The organism is Streptomyces varsoviensis (assembly GCF_000718635.1).
Taxonomy (GTDB): domain Bacteria; phylum Actinomycetota; class Actinomycetes; order Streptomycetales; family Streptomycetaceae; genus Streptomyces; species Streptomyces varsoviensis.
In genome coordinates this window covers 132,213-153,705 of sequence record NZ_JOBF01000004.1, presented here as the reverse complement: position 1 = coordinate 153,705, position 21,493 = coordinate 132,213, and the positions used below count along the sequence as shown (strand labels likewise).

Here is a 21,493-nt window from a genome sequence, read left to right as displayed (position 1 = left end):
CTTTATCTCCAGTCATTCCCCGCGATCCTCACCATCTCGGATCAGCCGGGCATAAGGGACCGCATGCGCGACTACGCCTCGCGATGGCACCATAACTCGGTGACCTACGCACGCCAGGCCAGGGACGTCCGTCCCGAGCCCCAGCCCCTGTCCGTAGTAGCCCACCGCGGAGCCTCCGAGGAAGCCCCCGAGCACACGCTCGCCGCCTACCGAAGAGCGATCGAGGACGGCGCGGACGCCCTGGAGTGCGATGTCCGGCTCACCGCCGACGGCCACCTCGTCTGCGTCCACGACCGCCGCGTCAACCGCACCTCCAACGGCCGCGGCGCCGTCTCCGCCCTGGAGCTGTCCGACCTCGCCGCCCTCGACTTCGGCTCCTGGAAGGGCCAGGCCGCCGATCACGAGGCCCCGGACCGGGACGCCACCGCCGTGCTCACCCTGGAGCGCCTGCTCGAACTCGTCGCCGACGCCGACCGCCGCGTCGAGCTCGCCATCGAGACCAAGCACCCCACCCGCTGGGCGGGCCAGGTCGAGGAGCGGCTGCTCGGCCTCCTCGGCCGGTTCGGCCTCATCGAGCCGGCCGCGGCGCACGGCCCGCCCTCCCAGGTGCGCGTCATGAGCTTCTCCACGCGCTCCCTGCACCGGGTACGGGCCGCCGCGCCCACCATTCCCACCGTCTACCTGATGCAGTTCATCTCCCCGCGCCACCGCGACGGGCGGCTCCCCGCGGGCGTACGGATCGCCGGGCCGAGCATTCGCATCGTGCGCAACCACCCCGATTACGTACGCCGGCTGCACCGCGCCGGGCATCGCGTGCACGTATGGACGGTGGACGAACCGGCCGACGTCGAATTGTGCGCGGACCTCGGCGTGGACGCCGTGATCACAAACCGCCCCAAGCAGGTGCTGTCACAACTCGACCGCCGATAGGAACCATTACAGGGTGTGCACCGGCGCGTTCGTTGCGCATTCCTTCGTTACGAGTGCCTCCCCGGATCACTATTGGCCGGTTTCCGGTCCAGTCCATTGGGGCATTCATCCCCTGGCGTGGGGCGAAGGAGGTCTCGGGGGTGGCGTTGGTGGTGGCACAGGAGGTGCCCACGTCGTCGATCATGGCCGTACCCCATGGTCCGTCGGCCGTGGGAGTGGCAAGGCACCGCATGCGCGAGGATCTGCGCATGAGCGGAGTGGCGGACTCGGTCATCGACGACGCTGTACTGATCCTTTCGGAACTGCTCAGCAACGCGTACCGGCACGGCCGCCCGCTGAGCACCGACGACAGGCGCAACGGCAGCAGCAACGGCCACGTCAGCGGCGGCAGCGGAAGCAATAGCGGAAACGGCCGCGCCAGTAACGGAAACGGCAGCGACGGCAACGGCCACGCCGAGGGGTGGGGCCCCGACCGCGACGGCAGCATATTGGCGGCCTGGCGCGTGGACGAGCGCGGCCGGCTGACCGTCGAGGTCACCGACGGCGGCGGTCCGACCCGCCCCCTTCCGGCCACCCCGTCCATAACGGCCCGCGGCGGCCGCGGCCTCAACATCATCCGGGCGCTGTCCCAGGAGTGGGGCGTCCGCGACGCCTCCGGCGAGGTGACCGTATGGGCTGCTCTTTCCGCACGTGAGAGCTTCGCTACGCGCGTCGATCTCGGCCCCGCCGCGCCGCCGCGGGTGGCCCCGGTGCCCTCGATCGCCGCGATGCCTGCGGCCTTCGCCGACATCGACGAGCTGCGCTAGCCCCGGCCCACGGGGGCGACGAAACGAAGGCGGGCGCGAGAGCGAAGGCGGGCGCGAGGGCGAGGCCGACAGCGAGGGCCAGGACGAAGGCGCGGGGCGTACGGGCGTACGCCCCCCTGCCGTCGACCGGGCATCGCCCGCCCGCACAGCAGCCGCCCGCACAGCCGCCGCCCGCCCGCCCAACGCACCCCGCCGCCCGTACGCTCCCGACCGCTAGGCTCGCGCCCGTACGAGCCGGACCGATCGGGAGACACGCACGCCATGGCCAAGAAGCGCCGCCCCCAGACGAAGGCCGCCCGGCCGCAGGCCGACGACGCGCAGATCGCGGTCGTGGGCGCCCGCGAGCCCTGCCCCTGCGGCTCCGGCCGCCGCTACAAGGCGTGCCACGGCCGCCAGGCCGCGCAGGCCGTCACCGAGCTGGTGCAGCGCCCCTTCGAGGGGCTGCCGGGCGAGGCGGACTGGGTGGCGCTGCGCGAGCTGGTGCCCGCCGCCACCGTGGAGCTGCACCTCAAGGACGGGCTGCCCGAGGGCGTGCCCTCGGTCACCCTCGCCACCGTGCTGCCGATGGCCTGGCCGGCGCTGCGCCGCGACAACGGGGCCGTGCTGCTGGGGCTCCAGAACGACACCGCCTCCGGCGACATCAGCCGCGACCTGGCCGACACGCTCCGGCGCGCGCTGGCCGCCGAGCCGGGGAGCCCGGTCGCCGCCGAGCGCGTGCCCGCCGACGGGCCGCGCCTTCAGGACCTGCTCGACCCGGAGGGGCCGTTCGCGCCCGTCGTGCACGAGGGGTTCGAGTTCTGGATCGAAGATGCCCAGAACGCGACCGGCGAGGTCGCCGCGTCCCTGGAGCGCGCCAACGAGGCCGCGATCCCCACCGCCCGGCTGGCGGGCGTCGACGCCGCGTACTGGTGCGAGACGCCGGAGAAGAACCACCTGCGCTGGGTCATGACGCACCCGGAGGAGCGGCTGCTGGACGCCCTCGCCCGGCTGCACGCCGCCGGGGCGGCATCGCTCGGCGAGGGGACCCGGCTCGTCGGCTCGTTCCGCGCGCACGGCCTGACCGTGCCCGTTTGGGACCTGCCGGTCGCGATGCGCGCCGCGGACGTGGAGAAGCCCGCCGCCGCCTTCGCGGAGCGGCTGGGCGAGGCGCTCGCCTCGGACGCCCCGCTGACCCAGGAGGAGCGGCGGGCGCGCGGCGGCCTCACCAACCGACAGGTGACCCTGAGCTGACCGCCGTATCGGCGGCCCATCGACGTGACTCCTGTCACAACTCCCGCTCCTGGCCTGGAAACCAGGAAAATACGCGACCGGATTTCCGCGATGGAATTTGCGAACCGCCGATCTCTTGTTACGGTTCTAGGAGCCCGGTCGCTGGTGCATCCCCCGTCGCCAGCGACCGGGCGTTTCCATGCCCCGGAATAATTGAATCCGGGGCTTCTCGCTCAGCCCCGGCCCCTCGTGCTCCGCACCGGCCGCCCGCTCAGCACCAATCTCTCGCTCCGCACCGGCCCCACGCCCCTCGGTGACGAGCATGGCCCGGCTTCGGCTCCGGCTTCGGCTTCGGCTTCGGCTTCGGCTTCGGCTTCGGCTTCGGCTAATCCTCCGCGTCGTCCGGAGAGTTGCTGCCGGACCGGAGCAGCAGCCTCCCGTCCGCCGAGGCGATCTCCGACACCGCCGTGTAGCCGTCGTGCGCCCCCGGCCCGCTCCGGCCCCCCTGCTCGCCGTAACCGCGCACCGTCCGCTCGCGCGGCGTCTGGCAGGACCCGCGGCCGACGGAGCCGGCCACCTCGCAGTGCGCCTGGAGCGTCCGCCCGTCGGGCTGCATCAGGGTCAGTACGGCCTTCAGCGGGCCGCCCGTGGCGTTGCGGTAGTAGAGCCGGGACCAGGTGTCGCGGCCCTGCGCCAGGACGCACGTCTGCGCCTCGACCCGGCCGCGCGCGGAGAGTTCGGCCGAGGAGAGGGCGGGGCCGCACCGCGCGGTGTTACGGGCCTTGGCCGGGTCCGCGGCGAGCCCTAGCTCCGAGAGCATCCCGTGCCCGCCGTCGGCGGCGGGCCGCTCGCCCACGGCCTGCGCGCCGCGCCGGGAGCCGGCGGCGTCGGGCTCCGCCGACGGCTTCGCGGCGTCGCCCGCCAGGCCGTCGCCCGCCGGGCCGTCGGCGGGCCCGTCAGGGGCGCTCTCGCGGGCTTTCTCACCGGTCCGCTCGGCGACCGCCGGGTCCAGCCGGCCCGCCGGCCCGGCCACGGCCGCGGCGAGCGGCAGCACGACGGCCAGCGCCACCGCGCTCGCGAGGGCGACCACCCGAAGGTTGGCGGCACGGGGCTGGGGCGCTCGTTCCATGGAACCCACCTGCAACTCGCCGGGGAAGCTTGATCGGTTGATCGGTATGCCGAACATAACCACCGAAGCGGCGACTTCCCCGTGCCAGCAGGCCCATTTCCCGTACAACTCGGGTCCGCTTACACCCGTACGAGTGAGGGCGCGTGCGGCTCCCGCCCGTACGCGCCCCTCTGCCCCAATCCGCCGCGACGCACCTCGATCCACCGCGGCACGCCTCGATCCACCGCAGCGCGCCTCCATCCACCCCGACGCGCCTCGATCCACCCCGACGCGCCGCCCGGCTCGTCCCCACGGGCCGCTTCACCGCCGCGTAAACGATCACGCGACCAGCAAGCACCCAGCAGGCGCTCAGCGGCAGCGCTCGGCAGCCGCGCTCAGCAGCCGCTCAATGCGCCAGTCGGCTCCCGCCGCCCGGGGTTCCCGCGCTCTCCTCGACCAGTACGTCCACGACCGTGGCGACGTCCGGCAGCCATGGCGTCGTCCCGGCCCCCGCGCCGGCCGCCGCCGGCCGCGGGGCCCGCTCCCATCGCACTCGGCCCGCTCCCGTACGCGACGGCGGCAGCGCCACGTAGCCGCCGTCCCCGTGGAACCGGAGCGATCCCGGCACCCAGTCCTGGCTGTGCAGCAACTCGCCGAGCACTTCGAGGGAGTACGGGGCCACCAGCAGCGTCCACCGGGTGGGGGTGGCGACCACCGGGCCGAGCCGCACGCCCTGCCGGTCGAAGGCGGCCAGCGCCCGCGCGCCCGCCACCGCGGGCAGGCTCACGGCGCAGGGCGCGGCGCCGCCCGTGGCGAGCACGACGGGCGCGTCCGGCCGGTTGGTCCACCACCAGCGGATCATGCGGGCGTCCGTGGTGGCCGCCAGCAGGCCCGGGTCGAAGGGGTGGGCGCCGGGCACCACGCAGTCGGGGTGCGGGCAGCCGCACTCCGGGTCCCGGCCGTGGCCGGGGCGTAGTCCCACGCCCGGGAGCACGGGCCACTTCCATTCGGTCGCGCAGGTCAGGGCTGCGGCGAGCAACGTCGACCGCCCGCCGCGACGCCGAGGGGAGAGCTTGCGTCGCCTTCCGAGGAAATCGCGCATGAGCGCTCGTTCCTTTCCGTGAACGCCGAGGGCTGGGGTCCGCCCGCCGGAGGCAGGGGACGTGTCCATCGCACTACATGTCCAACGCACTACAGGGCACTTCGCATGGCACTTCGCGGCGGTCCGGTGTGCTCCGTGACACTACGGAGCCCCTCACACCACGTGGATCACAGGTCACAGCGCGTACTAGGCAGCGCATCACGCCGCAGGCCGAGCGTGGAACGTGGCGAGGGGTGGCGCGTTGATGGCGCTTCGCGCTGTGCCCAGTGCTCCCATGACTTCGCCAGGGGAACCCCGCCGCCACTCGGGGATGGGGCACGGCCGTCGCCGTTTAAGACGCGATGGCCGTCCGCCGGGTTCCGGGGCGATCTCAACTGCCCCTGCCCTTCTCCGAGTACGTACCCACCTCGGTGGATATGACGCGTTGTCGAATGACGTCAGTCGACCTCCACTGGACACTCCCATGGTCATTTTCCGGCCAACTTCGAATCCCCACAGACACCATCAATCCCAATAGTCCAATGCTGGACATCCCCTTACTCGGGCGTGTACATGTGGAGACATTGATAGCGGCGCAACATGACATGGGGGTTTGCGATGCTATTGAGCAATACACAGAGGCCGGACGGTCGGGCAACGGCGCTCGCCAGCACCCCGGACACCGCCTTCGAGCCCATACTCACCTGCGACGACGCGCGGACCGAGCCAGGCAGCCGGCCATGACCGCACCACAGTTGCCGAAAGTGGCCGGAATCAATCCCTCACTTCCCACTCCCGCGCACACTTCCGTGCCCGAAAGCGCAGACGGCGTTTCCGATTCCGCCGACCGCTCCGCCGACCGCGCGGGCCCCGACGGGTCCGCCGGTCCCGACGGGTCCGCCGGCGTCGGCGCACCGGGCGTCCCCGGCGCCGCCGTCCCGCCGCCCGCCGCCCCCGGCGCGGTGCTCCAGGACCGCCTCGCGGGCTGGGTCTCCGACCTCACCACCCTCCACGAGCTCACCGAGCGGATCGCCCGCGCGGGCACCCTCGAAGCCGCCCTGCACGAACTGCTGCGCGGCGGCTCCTCCCTCGTCGGCGCCCGGCGCGGCCTGATCACCCTCCAGCCGGCCGACGGCCTCGGCCCCGTCACCACCGTCGGCCTCGGGCTCGGCCGCGCCGACCTCGGCCACATCGAGACCATCCCCCGCGCCTCCGTCGCCTACGGGCGGCTCCTCGACGGCCTCCCCGAACCCGGCGCCACGGAGGAACCGGAGGCCGAAGCGGAGTCCGGCGCGCGGGCACCGGCCGGCGCCGCCCCGGACCCCGGCGCCCAGCCGCCCGTACGGCCCGGCATCGCCCACCCCGACATCGCCGGCGAGCCGGGGCGCGACCCCCGCCACCGCGAGGTCGCCGCCCGGCTCGGCTACGCGGCCAGCTACGCCGTGCCGCTGGCCACCGACGCCACCGGCCGGCTCGGCGCCGCCGTCTGGCTCTACGACGAGCCGGCCGAGCCCACCGCCCGCCAGCGCCACCTCGCCGGCCTCTACTGCGCGTACGCCGCCGAACACCTCGCCCGCCACCTCGAACTCGACCGCGCCCGCGCCATGGTGGCCACCCTCCGAGAGGAGTTGCTGCCCAGCCGGCTGCCGCGGGTCACCGGGGTCCGGCTCGCCGTCCGCCACCGCACCGGGCCGCACGGCGGCGGCGACTGGTACGACGCGCTGCCGCTGCCCGAGGGCGCGCTCGGCCTCGCCGTCGGCGGTGTCACCGGCTCCGGCCCCAGCGCCGTCGCCGCGATGGGACGGCTACGGGCGTCCCTGCGCGCGTACGCCGTGATGGAGGGCGAGGACCCCGTCGCGGTCCTCTCCGACCTCGAACTCCTGCTCCGGCTCACCGAACCCGCCCGCTCCGCCACCGCCCTCTTCGCCTACTGCGAGCCGGCCCTCGTCCCCCACCCGGACGGCACCCCCGCCCACAAGATCGTCCTCGCCGGGGCCGGCCACTGCCCGCCGCTGCTCATCGGCGACGACCGCGTCGAGTACGTGGAGACGTCCCTCTCCGCACCGCTCGGCATGCTCTCCTGCTGGGAGGCGCCCAGCGTCGAGCTGGAGCCCGGCTCCGGCGAAACGCTCCTGCTCTACAGCGACGGGCTGCTGCACCGCACCGGCGACTCCATGGACCGCGCCTTCGCCCGGCTGCACTCCGCCGCCGCGGGCGTCCCCACCGCGCTGCGCGGGGACCCCGAGGCGGTCGTGGACCACGTGCTGCGCACGGTCCTGCCGGACGGTCTCGACGAGGCCGACAGCGACGAGGACGTGATACTTCTCGCGGCCCGCTTCGACTGAGGCCCGGCTGTGGGCCGGCCGAGACCCGCTCCGGCCGAGGTCCGGCCGAGGCCCGTCTCCGACCGGTTCGGCGCACGCCCCACCCCCGCCCCACAGGGCTTCTCACAGGTGGGTCACGCCCTCTCGGCCCTCCGCCGCCCGCACATACGATGGAAGGCGGTCCAGATCGAGGAGGATGTCGTGACCGAGGAGCCCACCCCGCAGACCCCGGCGGCAGAGGAGCCCATCAAGCAGCGGAAGAACGGTCTGTACCCAGCCGTGTCCGAAGAACTCGCCGAGAACATGAGGTCCGACTGGGCCGACACGGAACTGCGCGACCTCGCGCCGATCGCGCAGGCCCCCGACACCGCCCGCCGCCGCGCCGCGCTCTCCGCGCGCTTCCCCGGCGAGCGGCTGGTGATCCCGGCCGGCAACCTGCGCACCCGCTCGAACGACACCGAGTACGCCTTCCGCGCGTCCACCGAGTACGCCTACCTCACCGGCGACCAGACGCATGACGGCGTGCTCGTCCTGGAGCCCGCGGCGGGCGGCGGCCACGACGCCACGCTCTACCTGCTGCCGCGCTCCAACCGCGCGAACGGCGAGTTCTGGCTCGACGGCCAGGGCGAGCTGTGGGTCGGCCGCCGGCACAGCCTCGCCGAGGCCGAGCAGCTCCTCGGCATCCCCGCCGAGGACGTCCGTGACCTCCCGGACCTGCTGCGGGGTGCCACCGGCCCGGTCCGCGCCGTGCGCGGCCACGACGCCGGGATCGAGGAGGCGCTGCGCGACAAGGTCACCGCCGAGCGCGACGAGGAGCTGCGCGTCTTCATCAGCGAGCAGCGCCTGGTGAAGGACGCCTTCGAGGTCGGCGAACTCCAGAAGGCCGTGGACGCCACCGTGCGCGGCTTCGAGGACGTCGTGAAGGTGCTCGACAAGGCGGAGGCCACCTCGGAGCGGTACATCGAGGGAACGTTCTTCCTGCGCGCCCGCGTCGACGGCAACGACATCGGCTACGGCTCCATCTGCGCCGCCGGCCCGCACGCCACCACCCTGCACTGGGTGCGCAACGACGGCCCGGTCCGCTCCGGCGAACTGCTCCTCCTGGACGCCGGCGTGGAGACCCACACCCTCTACACCGCCGACGTCACCCGCACGCTGCCGATCAACGGCACGTACGACGACCTCCAGCGCAAGATCTACGACGCGGTGTACGAGGCCCAGGAGGCGGGCATCGCGGCGGTGCGGCCCGGCGCGAAGTTCCGCGACTTCCACGACGCCGCGCAGCGCGTGCTCGCGGAGAAGCTCGTCGAGTGGGGCATCGTCGAGGGGCCGGTCGAGCGCGTTCTGGAGCTCGGCCTCCAGCGCCGCTGGACCCTGCACGGCACCGGCCACATGCTCGGCCTGGACGTCCACGACTGCGCGGTCGCCCGCACCGAGGCGTACGTGAACGGCGCGCTGGAGCCGGGCATGGTGCTGACCGTGGAGCCCGGCCTGTACTTCCAGGCCGACGACCTGTCGGTGCCCGAGGAGTACCGCGGTATCGGCGTCCGCATCGAGGACGACATCCTCGTCACCGAGGACGGCAACCGGAACCTGTCCGCCGCGCTGCCGCGCACGGCCTCGGACGTCGAGGCGTGGATGGCCCGCGTCAAGGGCTGACCGCCCCCGCGCCCGTACGGCCTCCGCGCCCGTACGGCCTCCGCGTCCATACGGGCCCGTGGTCGTATGGGCCCCCGTGCTCGTACGGACACCGCGCCCGTACGGCCGTACGCACACCGGCGGGCCGCGTCCCCTGTTACGGGGGGCGCGGCCCGTCGCCGTACGCCCTCGCGGTCAGGAGGCGCGCGCGAGCGCCGCTTCCAGCGTGGGCGCGGGGCGCAGCCGCTCGTCCATGCCGACGATGCGCAGCATCCGCAGCGTCAGCGGCTGGTCGCAGACCAGGTACAGCCGGCCGCCGCGCTCGGTGATCCGGTTGTGGAGGCGGGACAGCAGCGACAGGCCCGCGCAGTCGAAGAAGGTCGTGGCGCGCAGGTCGACCGCGAGGGTCGGGGCCGGCCCTTCGGTGACGGCGTCCAGCAGCGGGCGCACCTCGCCCACCGTGGCGATGTCGATCTCGCCCAGCGGCTCCGCGACGGTGAAGCCGTACGTGGCGTGCGTGCGCAGTCTCAGATGGCTGCCGGCCCGGTACTCAAGGTCGCCGGCCGGCGCCGTCGCGTATCCGTCGTGATATCCCCCGCCCATGGCGGCACCCCCTGGAGCAACGCGCCCCGTCATTCGTGTACTACAGGGATCTCGCGTACGGACATCTCGGGTGCGAGAACCTCACGTACAGGAACCGGGGCAAGCGACAGTAGCGATGCGGTGGCCACCGGGGTCCGGGATGACTTCGGCAACCGTAGCGGCGCGGTGGTCGCCCGCGAGCTGCATAAACGATTCATACCCGCTCCCAGCCACTCGGTCGAGTGAATTGCTGGAATTCTGCTTGAAATTACGCTCCCAGGCTTTGTCGAAGACTCACCCGAACGTTCCGCACGGGCCGAGCCCCGGCGCCGGCCTCCGCTGCCGGGCCCGGGCGGCGAGCGGCCGTCCCGGCGTTGCGGGAGCAGCACCGCCTGCCTACGCTCGCCCTATGGGTACCTCCCGCGAGCAACGGTTGTCCCAGGCGTTCGTGGAGCTTGCGGGCACCCTCGTCGACGACTTCGACGTGGTCGAGCTGCTGACCACCCTGTCCCTGCACTGCGTCGACCTGCTGGGGGTCCGCTCCAGTGGTGTCATACTCGCCGATCTGGAGGGAAACCTGCATGTCATCGGGGCTTCCAGCGAGGAGGGCCACGAACTGGACATCCGCGAGATCCAGTCCGGCCAGGGGCCCTGCCTGGACTGCTACCGCACCGGCCTGATCCAGTACACGGCCGATCTGGACACCGAGACGCGCTGGCCGCTGTTCGCCCCCGCGGCCCGCGTCCTGGGCTACCGGTCCATCCACGCCCTGCCGCTGCGGCTGCGCGGCCAGGTCATCGGAGCGCTCAACCTGATGCACACCGCGCCCGGCCGCCTGCCCGAGGACGACCTGCGGACCGCTCAGGCCCTGGCCGACATAGCCACCGTGGGGCTGTTCTCGCACCGCCAGGCCGTCCAGCCCGCCCGCTTCACGGACCAGCTCCTCACCGCCCGTACGAGCCGCTCCCACGTCGAGCGGGCGGTCGGCATCGTCGCCGAGCACCGACGGGTCGACACCGCCACCGCGTTCCGGGCCCTGCGGGAGCGTTCCCGCCGGGACGGTGTGCGCATGAGCGAGCTCGCGCACGACATCACCCGCGGGGACTTCGATGTCGCCGCGCTCGCCGACCTCACCGACGAGCGGGACGGACGGGACCACCGGGAGACCGGCTGACCCGGCCGGCCCGCCGCCGGTCGCGGACGTTCACCGCCGCCGTCCGACGCCCCTCAGTCATCGGTTTTCTCCGTTCTCCGAGGCGATGGGCTCGCCAAGTCCGGAGGGGGCCTCGTTGTCGATGACCTTCCCCGCCAGCACGGAGATCTGCATGCCGTGCCCCCGCGCATAGCCGCGCAGGGCGGTGAAGGCGTGGTCGGGGGTGGTGTCCCAGCGCTCGGCCAGGATGCCCTTCGCCTGCTCGATGAGGATGCGGCTGGTCAGCGCGGACTGGAGCTGGGCCCGCTCGGTCAGGGTCCGCTCCAGCGTGCGCTGCTGGAGGATGCCGATCGTGGCGACGTCGGCCAGCGCCTGGGCCAGCGCGCTGTCCTCCGCGCCGAGCGGCCGGCGATCGGCGTGGAAGAGGTTCATCGCCCCCACGACGTGCTGGCGCAGCCGCAGCGGGAACGCGTGCGTGGTGGTGAACCCGGCGTCTCGCGCATGGTGGGCGAACCGCGGCCAGCCCGCCGTGTGCGTGGCATTGGCGAGGTCGATGTTGGTACGGGCGACCCCCCGTGTGTAGCACTCCACGCACGGCCCCTGTTCGTGCTGGAGGGAGAACAGCTCCAGCAGCCGGGTGTGCTCGTCGGACGCCGCGATGGTCTGCAACCTGCCGTAGGAGTCCGCGAGAAGAATCCCGGCGGCCGTGACGTCCAGCAGTTCGACGCAGCGGGCGGAGAGCTTCTGGAGGAAATCGATGATGTCGAATTCGTCCACCAGGGTGTCCGCCAGTTCGACGAACACCTGAGAGACCTGTTGTTGGCGGGACATGGGCGTCATCCCCTGTTCTCTTCCGGACCCTGCGGCCCGCACGTAGATTCGCTGAACCGCAGCCGACGCGCCACCACGTCCCGGGACAGCTCCACGATCGGCTGATCGCGGCTGAAGGCCATCGCGCGCAGCCTGACCAGTGCCTCCGCCAGGGGCACCGAAAGCTGCACGCTGATCATGCCCGTCGCCTGGTGCACCACCGCCTGCTGCCACTCCCCCGGCGGGTCCGGCTCCAGCAGGCCGCTCGCCAGGCCGGGGCGGCCGTTGTCGAGCACGGTCGTGGTGAGCGCGGCCGCCAGGGCGAACGCGTCGTCCAACTGCTCACCGGACAACGGGCGCGGCTGGGTGCGCAGCAGCGTCAGTGCTCCCAGCCGGATCGCCCCGACGCCGAGGGGGAAGCTGAACACGGCCGCCACCGGCAGGTCGGCCGCGGCCGGCACCAGCAGCGGCCATCTCTCGGCCTGGACCGCGTCGAGGTTCGGGACCAGCACTGCGCTACGGCTGCGGACGGCGTCGATTTCCGGCCCCTCGCCCAGCATGTTCTGGAGGTCGCTGAACGCGACCGCGACATCGCCGTGGGACCACAGTCGCTCGGTGTGCGCGGTACGGCCCGTGTCCACGCTCACGGAGACCGTCACGCCGTCCACGTCCAGGACCTCGGCGAACAGTTCCGTCGGGTCATCGCGGTCCGCGCCGTACAACATGCTCAGTACCCGGGCCATCCGGTCGCTGATCATGCCTTCGCCCCGCTCCGAGTTCGGCAATGCCTTCGGACGCGGCACCGATACCGCACCGACAACATTAGCGGCAGTCGACGATGGGCGGCATACGCGGCTGCGTTTCCCAACCGGCCCCGGTGCGCACATCGCCGTACGCGTCGCCGCTCCCCTCACCACGCGGCGGCCCGCGTACTACTGTGAGGGCAGCCGCCCCGGCCCCGGCTCGTAAGGGCGCGAGGGCCCCTCATTCCGGCTGCCCGGTCTCCCGGCCCGCCGGACGCCGGCCGAGCACCGTTCCGCGCTCGGCGCCCCACCGCTCCACACCACCCAGTACGTGGAGAACCGTCATGATCCCATTCGTCGTCATGCTCTTCGCGGCGCTCATCGCCCTGGGCTTCGCCTACCCCATCCTGTGGGTGGCGGCGGCCCTCCTGCTCTTCGCCCTCACCCGCTACGGCACCCTCGGCGGACTGCGGCTGCGCGATGACCCGGGCTACCGGGAGTACCGCGAGCGCCGCGTCCGCCAGGACCGCTACGACCGGCGCTTCCGCCGGGAACAGGCGCTCTGGGGGCGCCGGGCGGGCGGCCTGCCGGGCGGCCGGGGCGGGGCTCCGGACCAGACCGATCAGACCAAGGGGCAGGGAGCCACATCCGGCGCGTCCGGCGGTTCATCCGGCGGCGTGTCCGGCGGCAAGGAGGAGACGGGGCCCGGAGGACGGAGCCGGGCCCGGTAAGGCGCGCGGCGGTCCGCCGCCCCGCGCCGCGGAAACCGGCGCGGGCGGGGGCCCGTCACACGGCTCTGAGCAGCGCGCCCTCCCGCCACTTGAGGATCTTGTCGAAGCTCACCACCGCGCCCGGGCTCCCGGAGCGGTTCCGTACCCGGACGTGATCGGTGAGGGATTCGATGAGAAACAGCCCCCGGCCGTGTTCCGCACGGTCGGAGGCTGATTGGTGCGGTCGCGTGGGCGTACGGCGACCGCGGGCCCGGAGCTTGTCGGCGAAACCTGGACCGGAGTCGATGACCTCGATACGGCATGTGTCGCCGTCGATGCGGGCCGTGACGCGATAGTCCTCGGCGGACGCGTCACCCCCGTGCTCGACCGCGTTGGCGCACGCCTCGCTGAGGGCCACCGAAAGGTCGTAGGAGATGTCCGGGTCGACCCCGGCCGTCTCCATGGTGCCGAGCAGAAGCCGCCGGGCGAGCGGAACGCTCGCAGCTTCGCGCCGCAAATGGAGTGACCACCAAATGCTCATGTTCCAGCCTCCTGGCTGCGGCTCGACATACCGATACGTATAGCCCGCCGCAAGGGGCCGTAAGCGTACGGCGGCTGTGAGACCGCTCATTCGGCGGATGTGGAAACTTGACGCGCGGGTGTATAGCGCCGCGTCCATGTGCGCCGGTATGCCCCGGCTCATACGCCCCCCTGCCGTAGGACGGCGGCACGCGCGGTGGGATGATGACGCAGCCATGTCTCCCCCCGCCACCGTCCCCGTCGCGCGCGCCGGCGCCGATCTGCGGCTGCTGCGGACCGCGGTGTTCACCGCGGTCTGCGTCCTGCTGTCCGCGGGCGGGCACGCGATGGCGTCGTGCGCGAGCGTCCCCGCGTGGACCCTCGCCGCCGGGTTCGTGGTGCTCTTCGCGGTCGTCGCGCCGCTCGCCGGACGCGAACGCTCGCTCCCCGGCATCGCGGCCGCCCTCACCCTCGGCCAGCTCGGCCTGCACGCCCTCTTCGGGCTCGGACAGGGCGCGTTGGCCATGGCCATGCCGACCCCGGCGTCCGACGGCTCCGAGGGCCGGCTCATCGCGTTCGCCGCGCAGCTCGTCTGCAACCACCCCGGCCGGCTGACCGCCGCCGAGGCGCACCGCCTGGTGGAGCAGTCCGGGATCAGCCCGGCCACGATCCACTCCATGAGCGGCGCGGCGGGCGCTCCGGCGGACGCCGCGGGCATGTCGCACCTCACCCTGGTCCAGGGGCTGCTGCCCACCCTCCCCATGGTCCTCGGCCACCTGCTCGCCGGGCTCGCGGCGGGCTGGCTGCTGCGCCGCGGCGAGGCCGCGCTGTGGCGAGCCGTCCGGCTCTCCGCGCAGGCCGCGCACCTGGTCGCGGACGCCGCGCTCGTCGCGGCCCTGCGCGCCGCGCTGCGTCTCGTACGGGCCGCCCTGCGCGCCGGGGCGGGCGAGGAGGCGGCCGCGGCCACCGTACGCAGGCCCGCCCGGCGCTCGTACGAGAACGACGAAGCCGCTCCGCGCGAACTCGCCCTCACCCACAGTGTGGTCCGGCGGGGACCGCCGCGCTGCGCACTGGCGGCCTGACCCACGCGACGCAGCCCCGGCGACCGGCCGGGCGGGCGCTCGCGCGGCCGCCGTACGCGCGCACGCCCCCCATCCCCCTCCGTGAAGGGTCCGCCGTCATGACCACCGCCCACGCCACGCACGCCACGCCGCCACCGCGCACCGCGCGCCGCACCGTGCCGCGCCGCCTCCCCCTCGCCGCCGCCCTCGCCGGCGGGACCGTACTGCTCGTCGCCGGCCCCGCCGCCGCGCACGTCAGCGTGCAACCGGGGACCGCCGAGAAGGGCGGCTACACCACCGTCGCCTTCAAGGTCCCCAACGAGAAGGACAACGCCTCGACCGTCAAGCTCGAAGTCACCCTCGACCCCAAGCACCCCCTGCCGTCGGTCTCCACGCAGCCCGTGCCCGGCTGGGACGTCAAGGTCGACAAGGCCAAGCTGGACAAGCCCATCAAGACGGCCGACGGCATGGTCAACGAGGCCGTCACCAAGATCACTTGGTCCGGCGGGAAGATCGAGCCGGGCAGCTTCCAGCAGTTCCCCGTCTCGATGGGCCCGCTGCCCAAGGACGCCGACCAGATCGTCTTCAAGGCGCTCCAGACCTACTCCGACAACGACGTGGTGCGCTGGATCGACGCCAGCACCCCCGGCGGCGAGGAGCCCGAGCACCCCGCACCGGCCCTCAAGCTCACCGCGCCGGCCGCCGACAAGGGCGGCGGGGACGCCAAGAACGACCGGTCCGACACGAACGCGACGGCGAGTTCGAAGAGCGCCGCCGGCGGCTCCGACACCACCGCCCGCGTCCTCGGCATCGTCGGCATCGTCGTCGGCGTGCTCGGCGTCGCCTTCGCCGTGCTCACGGGCCGCCGCCGCTCCCGCACCTGACGGGCGGGGGCGCCGCCGTGCCCGGCCGGCCGGGGGCCGCTTCCGTGTCCGGCGGGCCGCGGGACGTACGTTCACGGCTTCCCGGACCGTACGTTCACGGTCCCCCGGGCCGTACGTCCGGTAGCCCGCCCGGAGTCCCCCGGGCCGTACGTCCGCGGCACGCGGGCGGGGCCGGCTGACCGGGCGCGCCGGGCCCCCGGCATACGGTCCGAACGGGGCGGCGGAACCGAGCCCGCCGCCCCGCCACCCAGCCCCTCCCATCCATCCCACACACCCTTCACGCTGACGGAGAAGAACTCCATGCGCACCAAGATCCTGGGCGCGGCACTCGCCGCCACCGCCGCGCTCTCCCTGACCGCCTGCGGCTCCGACTCCGGCTCCGACGGCTCCAAGGGCGACAAGCCCGCGATGTCCGTCTCCGGGGCCGACAAGAGCACCGGCGCGATCACCCTCGACACCACCAAGGACAAGCCCGACCTGGTGGTGACCGACACCGACGACAAGAAGTACGACCTGGTCAAGGAGACCAAGGGCCGCCCCGTGCTGCTCTACTTCGGCTACACCTACTGCCCCGACGTCTGCTCCACGATCGTCGCCGACATGGCCGCCGCCGCGAAGAAGCTCCCCAAGGCCGAGCAGGACAAGCTCCAGATGGTCTTCGTGACCACCGACCCCGCCCGCGACACCCCCAAGCGGATGCGCGAATGGCTCGACGCCCAGGGCGGCCAGAAGGTCATCGGCCTCACCAGCGACTTCGCCACCATCCAGGCCGCCGCCAAACCGCTGGGCATCTTCGTCGAGAAGCCGAAGAAGCAGAAGGACGGCTCCATCACCGTCAGCCACGGCGCCGAGGTCGTCGCCTACTCCCCCAAGGACGACAAGGCCCACTGGATCTACACCGCCAAGAGCACCGCCGCGGACTACACCCGCGAGCTGCCGAAGATCGTCAAGGGGGAGAACCCCTGATGCGCAAGGCCGCCGTCGCCACCGCCGCCGGCCTCCCGCTGGTCGTGGCCGCATCACTCATCGCCATCGCCGGGTGCGACTCGGGCTCGGGCCAGGCCGACTCGAAGCCGGACCGCGCCGAGCTGTCCGTCAACGGCAGCTATCTGCCCAAACCCGCGATGGCCGACATGGCCGCCGCGTACTTCACCGTCAAGAACGACGGCGGCAAGGCCGACCGGCTCACCTCCGTCAGCAGCCCCCTCTCCCCCGACGTCACCATGCACGTCACCGAGGGCTCGCAGATGAAGCAGGCCACGTCGCTCGACGTGCCCGCGGGCGGCAAGCTCACCCTCTCCCGCGGCGGGAACCACCTGATGCTCGGCAAGCTCGACCACCTCCCCAAGGTCGGCGAGAAGGTCGAGTTCACGCTGCACTTCGCGGAATCCAAGTCCATCAAGGTCCAGGTCCCGGTCGAACCCCCGACGTACCGCCCCGAGGACTGACGTGCGATGACCCCACCCACCGCCCGACGGCCCCTGCCGATAGCCGGGGCCCTCCTGGCCGCGCTGGTCTGCGCGCTCCTGGGCACGCTCGCCCTCGGCGCGACGCCGGCCGCCGCGCACGCCGCGCTCACGGCCACCGACCCCGCCGACGGCTCGGTCGTCAAGACCGCGCCCCAGCGGGTCAAGCTCACCTTCTCCGAAGGGGTGCTGCTCAGCGCCGACTCCCTGCGGGTACTCGACCCGCGGGGCACGCGGGTCGAGGAGGGCCGGGCCGCCCACGCGGACGGCGCGTCCGACACCGCCGCCGTCGCCCTGCGCGGCGGGCTCGCCGACGGCACGTACACCGTCGCCTGGCAGGCGGTCTCCGCGGACAGCCACCCGGTTGGCGGGGCCTTCACCTTCTCCATCGGCGCCCCGTCCAAGACCACCGTCAAGGCGCCCGCCGCCGACGTCGACCCGGCTGTCGGCGCCCTCTACGGCATCGGCCGGTACGCCGCGTACGCCGGGTTCGTCCTCCTCGTCGGCGGCTGCGTCTTCGCGGGCGTCAGCCGCTCCTCGCGGGCCGTACAGAAGATCGCCGTCGGCGGCTGGGTCACCCTGTTCGCCTCGACCACCGCGCTGCTGCTGCTCCGCGGGGCCTATACGAACACCAAGGGGCTCGGCTCCGTACTCGACTTCTCACTCCTCGGCGGGGTGCTCTCCACCAAGCCCGGCGCGGCCCTGCTCTCCCGGCTGCTGCTGCTCAGCGCCGCCGCCGTCTTCCTCGCCGTGCTCTTCGGCTCGTACGCGCCGGGGGACGCGCCGACCGCGGCCGCGCGCGAGAAGGGACGCAAGGAAACGGAGGGGGCAGGGGAAGGGGCCGAAGGGGACGGCAGGCGCGGGCTCGCCTACGGGCTCGCCATCGGCGGCACCATCGTCGCCGCCGGGCTCGCCGCCACCTGGTCGCTCGCCGAGCACGCCTCCGTCGGCATCCAGCCGTACCTCGCGATGCCCGTCGACATCCTGCACCTGCTCGCCGTCGGCTGCTGGCTCGGCGGGCTCGTCGCCCTCCTGGTCACCCTCCGCACCGACACGCCCATCCGGCGCGCGGCCGTCCAGCGCTTCTCCCGGCTCGCCTTCGCCTCCGTCTGCGTCCTCGTCGCCACCGGCACGTACCAGTCGTGGCGGCAGGTCGGCACGTGGGGCGCGCTCACCGGGACGGCGTACGGCCGGTGGCTGCTCCTCAAGATCGGGCTCGTCGCGGTCGTGGTCGGGCTGGCCTACTTCTCCCGGCGCTGGACCAACCGGCTCGCGGACCGTACGGATACCGGCGGGAAGAGCGGGAAGAAGGAGAAGGCTGCCAGGCCCGCCAAGGCCGCGGAGAAGGCGAAGGTGGCCGTCGGGGGCGGCGGGGCCTCCGCCGAGCGGACCGCCCAACTCGCCCGGCAGCGCGCCGCGATGGACCGGGCCGCCGGGCAGCGCCGCCGCGACGCCGACGAGAACCGCACCGGGCTGCGCCGCTCCGTCCTCGCCGAGACCGGCGTCGCCGTCGTCCTGCTCGCCGTCACCACCGTGCTCTCCGGCACCCAGCCGGGCCGCGCCGAGACCGAGCAGAAGCAGGCCGCGGGCGGGGGTTCCGCGTCCGGGACCGCCTCCGCCGGGCCCGTCGACGTCAAGATCCCCTACGACACCGGCGGCGCGGACGGCCGCGGCACCGCCCGTATCACCATCGACCCCGCCCGCTCCGGCGACAACACCGTCGAGGCCCGCGCCGAGGGCCCCGACGGCCGGCCCGTCGACGTACCGGAGCTGGACATCTCCCTCACCGAGAAGGAGAAGAAGATCGGCCCGCTGCACACCTCGCTCAACCGCCTGTCCGCCGGGCGCTGGAAGGCCACCGGCTTCCAGTTGCCGATGGCGGGCGACTGGCAGCTCACCCTGACCGTACGGACCTCCGACATCGACCAGGTCACGGAGATCAAGAACGTGAAGATCAACTGATGACGACCGAACACCCCATCACCAGGCGGCGGCTGCTCGGCACCGCCGGCGCGGCCGGCGCCGCGGGGCTCGTCGCGGGCGGCGCGAGCGGCGCCTTCACCGCACAGGCCGTACGGGCCGAACCGCCCACCGCCCTCACCACCGTCGGCTCCACCGCCGTCGCCTTCCACGCCGACGACCGCGCCGCGCACCAGGCCGGCATCACCACCCCGCTCCAGGCCACCGCCCACCTCGTCGCCTTCGACCTCGCGCCCGGCGGTGACCGCAAGAGCGCCGCCGCCCTGCTGCGCCGCTGGTCGAAAAGGGCCGAGGAGCTGATGGCGGGCAAGGCGGCCAAGGACGACAGCGGCGTCGCGTACGACGCCGGGCCCTCCTCCCTCACCATCACCTTCGGCTTCGGCCGCACCTTCTTCGACCGCACCGGGCTCACCGCCAAACGGCCCGCCGCCCTCGAACCGCTGCCGCACTTCACCGCCGACGTCCTCGATCCCAAGCGCGGCGAGGGCGACCTGTGGATCCAGATCGGCTCGGACGACGCCTTCGTCGCCTTCCACGCGCTGCGCACCCTCCAGAAGGACGCGGGCGACGCGGCCCGGCTGCGCTGGCAGATGAACGGCTTCACCCGCACCCCGGGCGCGACCGCCAAGCCCATGACCGTACGCAACCTCATGGGCCAGGTCGACGGCACCAACAACCCGCACCCCTCCGACAAGGACTTCGACGCCCGCGTCTTCGTCCCCGCCTCGGGCGGGCCGGCCGCCGAGGCATGGATGGCGGGCGGCTCGTACGCCGTCGTCCGGCGCATCCGGATGCTGCTCGACGACTGGGACCACCTCTCGCGGGACCGGCAGGAACGGGTCATAGGACGCCGCAAGTCGGACGGCGCGCCGCTGTCGGGCGGCACGGAGACCACACCCGTCGACCTCGACAAGTTCAACAAGGACGGCTCCATCGCCATCGCGGGCGACGCCCACATCCGCGTCGCCGCGCCGGAGTCCAACCACGGCGCGGCGATGCTGCGGCGCCCCTTCTCGTACCACGACGGGTTCCGCGACGACGGGGCGCCGGACGCCGGGCTGCTCTTCATCTGCTGGCAGGCCGACCCGATGAAGGGGTTCGTGCCGGTGCAGCGGAAGCTCGACCGGGGGGACGGGCTCTCCCGCTTCCTGCGGCACGAGGCCAGCGGCCTCTACGCGGTGCCGCCGGCGCCGAAGCCGGGGGGATATGTGGGGCAGGCGTTGCTGGAGGGGTGACCCTGACTGGGCTCTCGTCCGCTCGGCCGTACGGCGCGGTCGTACGGGCACCCGGCGCGGTGGTCGTACGGGCATCCGGCGCGGCCGTACGGCCTGGTCGCCCTCGGCGGTCGTCCGTCCGCCGGCCGGACGGCGAGGTGGGCGGGGCGGGGGCTGAGTATCGTGGCGAGTTCCCCTTGCTTTCCTCACCTCCGTTCGTTCTCTGCTCCCTTCTTTGCCCCCTCTTCGATTCCCTCTCTGATCCACGAGGAGCCAGCGTGATGTCGGCCAGCCGTTATACCTATCTGGGCCCCGAGGGCACCTTCACCGAGGCCGCTCTGCGGACGCTGCCGGAAGCGGCGACGCGCGAGCTGGTGCCGATGGTGTCGGTGCCGACGGCGCTGGACGCCGTGCGGGGCGGCGAGGCGGCGGCGGCCCTCGTGCCGATCGAGAACTCGGTGGAGGGCGGCGTCACCGCCACCCTCGACGAACTCGCCACCGGCGAACCGCTGATGATCTACCGCGAGGTGCTGCTGGACATCGCCTTCGCGCTGCTGGTGCGGCCCGGCACGGCGCTCGGCGACATCAAGACCGTCACCGGGCACCCCGTCGCCCAGCCCCAGGTGCGCAACTGGCTCGCGGCCAACCTGCCCGAGGCCGTGTGGGAGTCGGCCGCCTCGAACGCGGACGGCGCCCGGCTCGTACAGGAGGGCCGTTACGACGCGGCGTTCGCGGGGGAGTTCGCCGCGCCGACGTACGGGCTCCAGCCCCTGGTCACCGACATCCACGACGCGCGGACCGCGCAGACCCGGTTCGTACTGGTCGGCCGCCCGGCCCGGCCCGCCGCCCGGAGCGGCGCCGACCGCACGTCGCTGGTGATCTGGCTCGGTGACGACCACCCGGGCGCACTGCTGGAGCTGTTGCAGGAGTTCGCGGCGCGCGGGGTGAACATGATGCGCATCGAATCGCGGCCCACGGGCGAGGGGATCGGGCGCTACTGCTTCTCCGTGGACTGCGAGGGGCACATCACCGACCGGCGGGTGGGCGAGGCGCTGATGGGGCTCAAGCGGATCTGCCCGAAGGTGCGGTTCCTCGGGTCGTACCCGCGGGCGGGGGTCGACGCGTCGGACCCGGCGGTGCGGGGGGAGCTGCGGCCGGGGACGTCGGACAGCGAGTTCGAGGCGGCGGCGGACTGGCTGGCGCGCTGCCAGGACGGGCGGGGCTGAGGACGGGGGGCTGAGGACGGGGGCGGGCGTCCGCTCTCGGCCGTTGGGG

At 73.2% G+C, this 21,493-nt stretch carries 20 protein-coding genes; 14 read left to right on the top strand and 6 right to left on the bottom strand.

Going from position 1 to position 21,493, the window contains the following annotated elements; all coding sequences use genetic code 11:
- The first annotated feature begins 99 nt into the window (after positions 1 to 99).
- The 3 genes from IF55_RS09445 (at position 100) to IF55_RS09435 (ending at position 2,966) form a co-directional block, all read left to right on the top strand.
- On the top strand, positions 100 to 930 hold the full coding sequence (locus IF55_RS09445) for a glycerophosphodiester phosphodiesterase (RefSeq protein ID WP_030882471.1): 831 nt from the start codon (positions 100 to 102) through the stop codon (positions 928 to 930).
- Between the two features lie 53 nt (positions 931 to 983).
- Positions 984 to 1,736 (top strand): ATP-binding protein, encoded by a 753-nt coding sequence (locus tag IF55_RS09440; protein WP_398243498.1) that lies wholly within the window; start codon positions 984 to 986, stop codon positions 1,734 to 1,736.
- Between the two features lie 261 nt (positions 1,737 to 1,997).
- Positions 1,998 to 2,966: a DUF5926 family protein gene (locus IF55_RS09435; protein WP_030882466.1), complete on the top strand. Its 969-nt coding sequence runs from the start codon at positions 1,998 to 2,000 to the stop codon at positions 2,964 to 2,966.
- 364 nt (positions 2,967 to 3,330) lie between these two features.
- On the opposite strand, the gene IF55_RS35950 is transcribed toward IF55_RS09435, so the two are convergent.
- Complete coding sequence (locus IF55_RS35950) at positions 3,331 to 4,074, bottom strand: hypothetical protein (protein WP_030882464.1); 744 nt, start codon at positions 4,072 to 4,074, stop codon at positions 3,331 to 3,333.
- Positions 4,075 to 4,459: 385 nt separating this feature from the next.
- Positions 4,460 to 5,155 carry a bifunctional DNA primase/polymerase gene (locus IF55_RS09425; protein ID WP_030882461.1) on the bottom strand — a complete coding sequence of 232 codons (696 nt, stop codon included), beginning with the start codon at positions 5,153 to 5,155 and terminating at the stop codon, positions 4,460 to 4,462.
- Positions 5,156 to 5,676: 521 nt separating this feature from the next.
- Here IF55_RS09425 and IF55_RS09420 point away from each other — a divergent pair.
- A complete protein-coding gene (locus tag IF55_RS09420) occupies positions 5,677 to 7,479 on the top strand; it encodes a PP2C family protein-serine/threonine phosphatase (protein WP_078643978.1) in 1,803 nt (600 codons plus the stop codon).
- 180 nt (positions 7,480 to 7,659) lie between these two features.
- Positions 7,660 to 9,117 carry an aminopeptidase P family protein gene (locus IF55_RS09415; protein ID WP_030882456.1) on the top strand — a complete coding sequence of 486 codons (1,458 nt, stop codon included), beginning with the start codon at positions 7,660 to 7,662 and terminating at the stop codon, positions 9,115 to 9,117.
- 174 nt (positions 9,118 to 9,291) lie between these two features.
- Here IF55_RS09415 and IF55_RS09410 read toward each other — a convergent pair whose 3' ends face one another.
- Positions 9,292 to 9,699: an anti-sigma factor antagonist gene (locus IF55_RS09410; RefSeq protein WP_078643975.1), complete on the bottom strand. Its 408-nt coding sequence runs from the start codon at positions 9,697 to 9,699 to the stop codon at positions 9,292 to 9,294.
- Between the two features lie 388 nt (positions 9,700 to 10,087).
- Between IF55_RS09410 and IF55_RS09405 the strand changes: the two genes are divergently transcribed.
- Complete coding sequence (locus IF55_RS09405) at positions 10,088 to 10,852, top strand: GAF and ANTAR domain-containing protein (RefSeq protein WP_048831798.1); 765 nt, start codon at positions 10,088 to 10,090, stop codon at positions 10,850 to 10,852.
- A gap of 57 nt (positions 10,853 to 10,909) precedes the next feature.
- Here IF55_RS09405 and IF55_RS09400 read toward each other — a convergent pair whose 3' ends face one another.
- Together IF55_RS09400 and IF55_RS09395 are read right to left on the bottom strand one after the other, a co-directional pair.
- On the bottom strand, positions 10,910 to 11,671 hold the full coding sequence (locus IF55_RS09400) for a GAF and ANTAR domain-containing protein (protein WP_030882450.1): 762 nt from the start codon (positions 11,669 to 11,671) through the stop codon (positions 10,910 to 10,912).
- On the bottom strand, positions 11,668 to 12,399 hold the full coding sequence (locus IF55_RS09395; RefSeq protein ID WP_048831797.1) for an ANTAR domain-containing protein: 732 nt from the start codon (positions 12,397 to 12,399) through the stop codon (positions 11,668 to 11,670). Before IF55_RS09395 ends, IF55_RS09400 begins: the two co-directional genes overlap by 4 nt.
- A 329-nt stretch (positions 12,400 to 12,728) precedes the next feature.
- Here IF55_RS09395 and IF55_RS39995 point away from each other — a divergent pair, with 329 nt between their 5' ends.
- Positions 12,729 to 13,115, top strand: a complete 387-nt coding sequence (locus IF55_RS39995) for a hypothetical protein (protein ID WP_063763920.1) — start codon at positions 12,729 to 12,731, stop codon at positions 13,113 to 13,115.
- A gap of 55 nt (positions 13,116 to 13,170) precedes the next feature.
- On the opposite strand, the gene IF55_RS09385 is transcribed toward IF55_RS39995, so the two are convergent.
- Positions 13,171 to 13,635, bottom strand: coding sequence for an ATP-binding protein (locus IF55_RS09385; RefSeq protein WP_030882441.1), 465 nt, complete (start codon positions 13,633 to 13,635; stop codon positions 13,171 to 13,173).
- Positions 13,636 to 13,849: 214 nt separating this feature from the next.
- Here IF55_RS09385 and IF55_RS09380 point away from each other — a divergent pair, with 214 nt between their 5' ends.
- From IF55_RS09380 to pheA, 7 genes are all read left to right on the top strand, one after another.
- Positions 13,850 to 14,695: a hypothetical protein gene (locus IF55_RS09380; protein ID WP_030882439.1), complete on the top strand. Its 846-nt coding sequence runs from the start codon at positions 13,850 to 13,852 to the stop codon at positions 14,693 to 14,695.
- A gap of 98 nt (positions 14,696 to 14,793) precedes the next feature.
- On the top strand, positions 14,794 to 15,558 hold the full coding sequence (locus tag IF55_RS09375; RefSeq protein WP_048831796.1) for a YcnI family copper-binding membrane protein: 765 nt from the start codon (positions 14,794 to 14,796) through the stop codon (positions 15,556 to 15,558).
- Positions 15,559 to 15,858: 300 nt separating this feature from the next.
- Positions 15,859 to 16,524 carry an SCO family protein gene (locus IF55_RS09370; protein ID WP_030882436.1) on the top strand — a complete coding sequence of 222 codons (666 nt, stop codon included), beginning with the start codon at positions 15,859 to 15,861 and terminating at the stop codon, positions 16,522 to 16,524.
- On the top strand, positions 16,524 to 17,006 hold the full coding sequence (locus tag IF55_RS09365) for a copper chaperone PCu(A)C (protein ID WP_030882434.1): 483 nt from the start codon (positions 16,524 to 16,526) through the stop codon (positions 17,004 to 17,006). Before IF55_RS09370 ends, IF55_RS09365 begins: the two co-directional genes overlap by 1 nt.
- A 6-nt stretch (positions 17,007 to 17,012) precedes the next feature.
- Entirely contained in the window at positions 17,013 to 18,986 is a 1,974-nt protein-coding gene (locus tag IF55_RS09360) for a copper resistance CopC/CopD family protein (RefSeq protein ID WP_030882432.1), read from the top strand.
- The gene (gene efeB / locus IF55_RS09355; RefSeq protein WP_030882429.1) at positions 18,986 to 20,239 is read left to right on the top strand and encodes an iron uptake transporter deferrochelatase/peroxidase subunit; all 1,254 of its coding nucleotides are present in this window, start codon (positions 18,986 to 18,988) and stop codon (positions 20,237 to 20,239) included. Before IF55_RS09360 ends, efeB begins: the two co-directional genes overlap by 1 nt.
- A 260-nt stretch (positions 20,240 to 20,499) precedes the next feature.
- Positions 20,500 to 21,444 carry a prephenate dehydratase gene (pheA, locus tag IF55_RS09350; RefSeq protein ID WP_030882426.1) on the top strand — a complete coding sequence of 315 codons (945 nt, stop codon included), beginning with the start codon at positions 20,500 to 20,502 and terminating at the stop codon, positions 21,442 to 21,444.
- Positions 21,445 to 21,493: the final 49 nt, after the last annotated feature.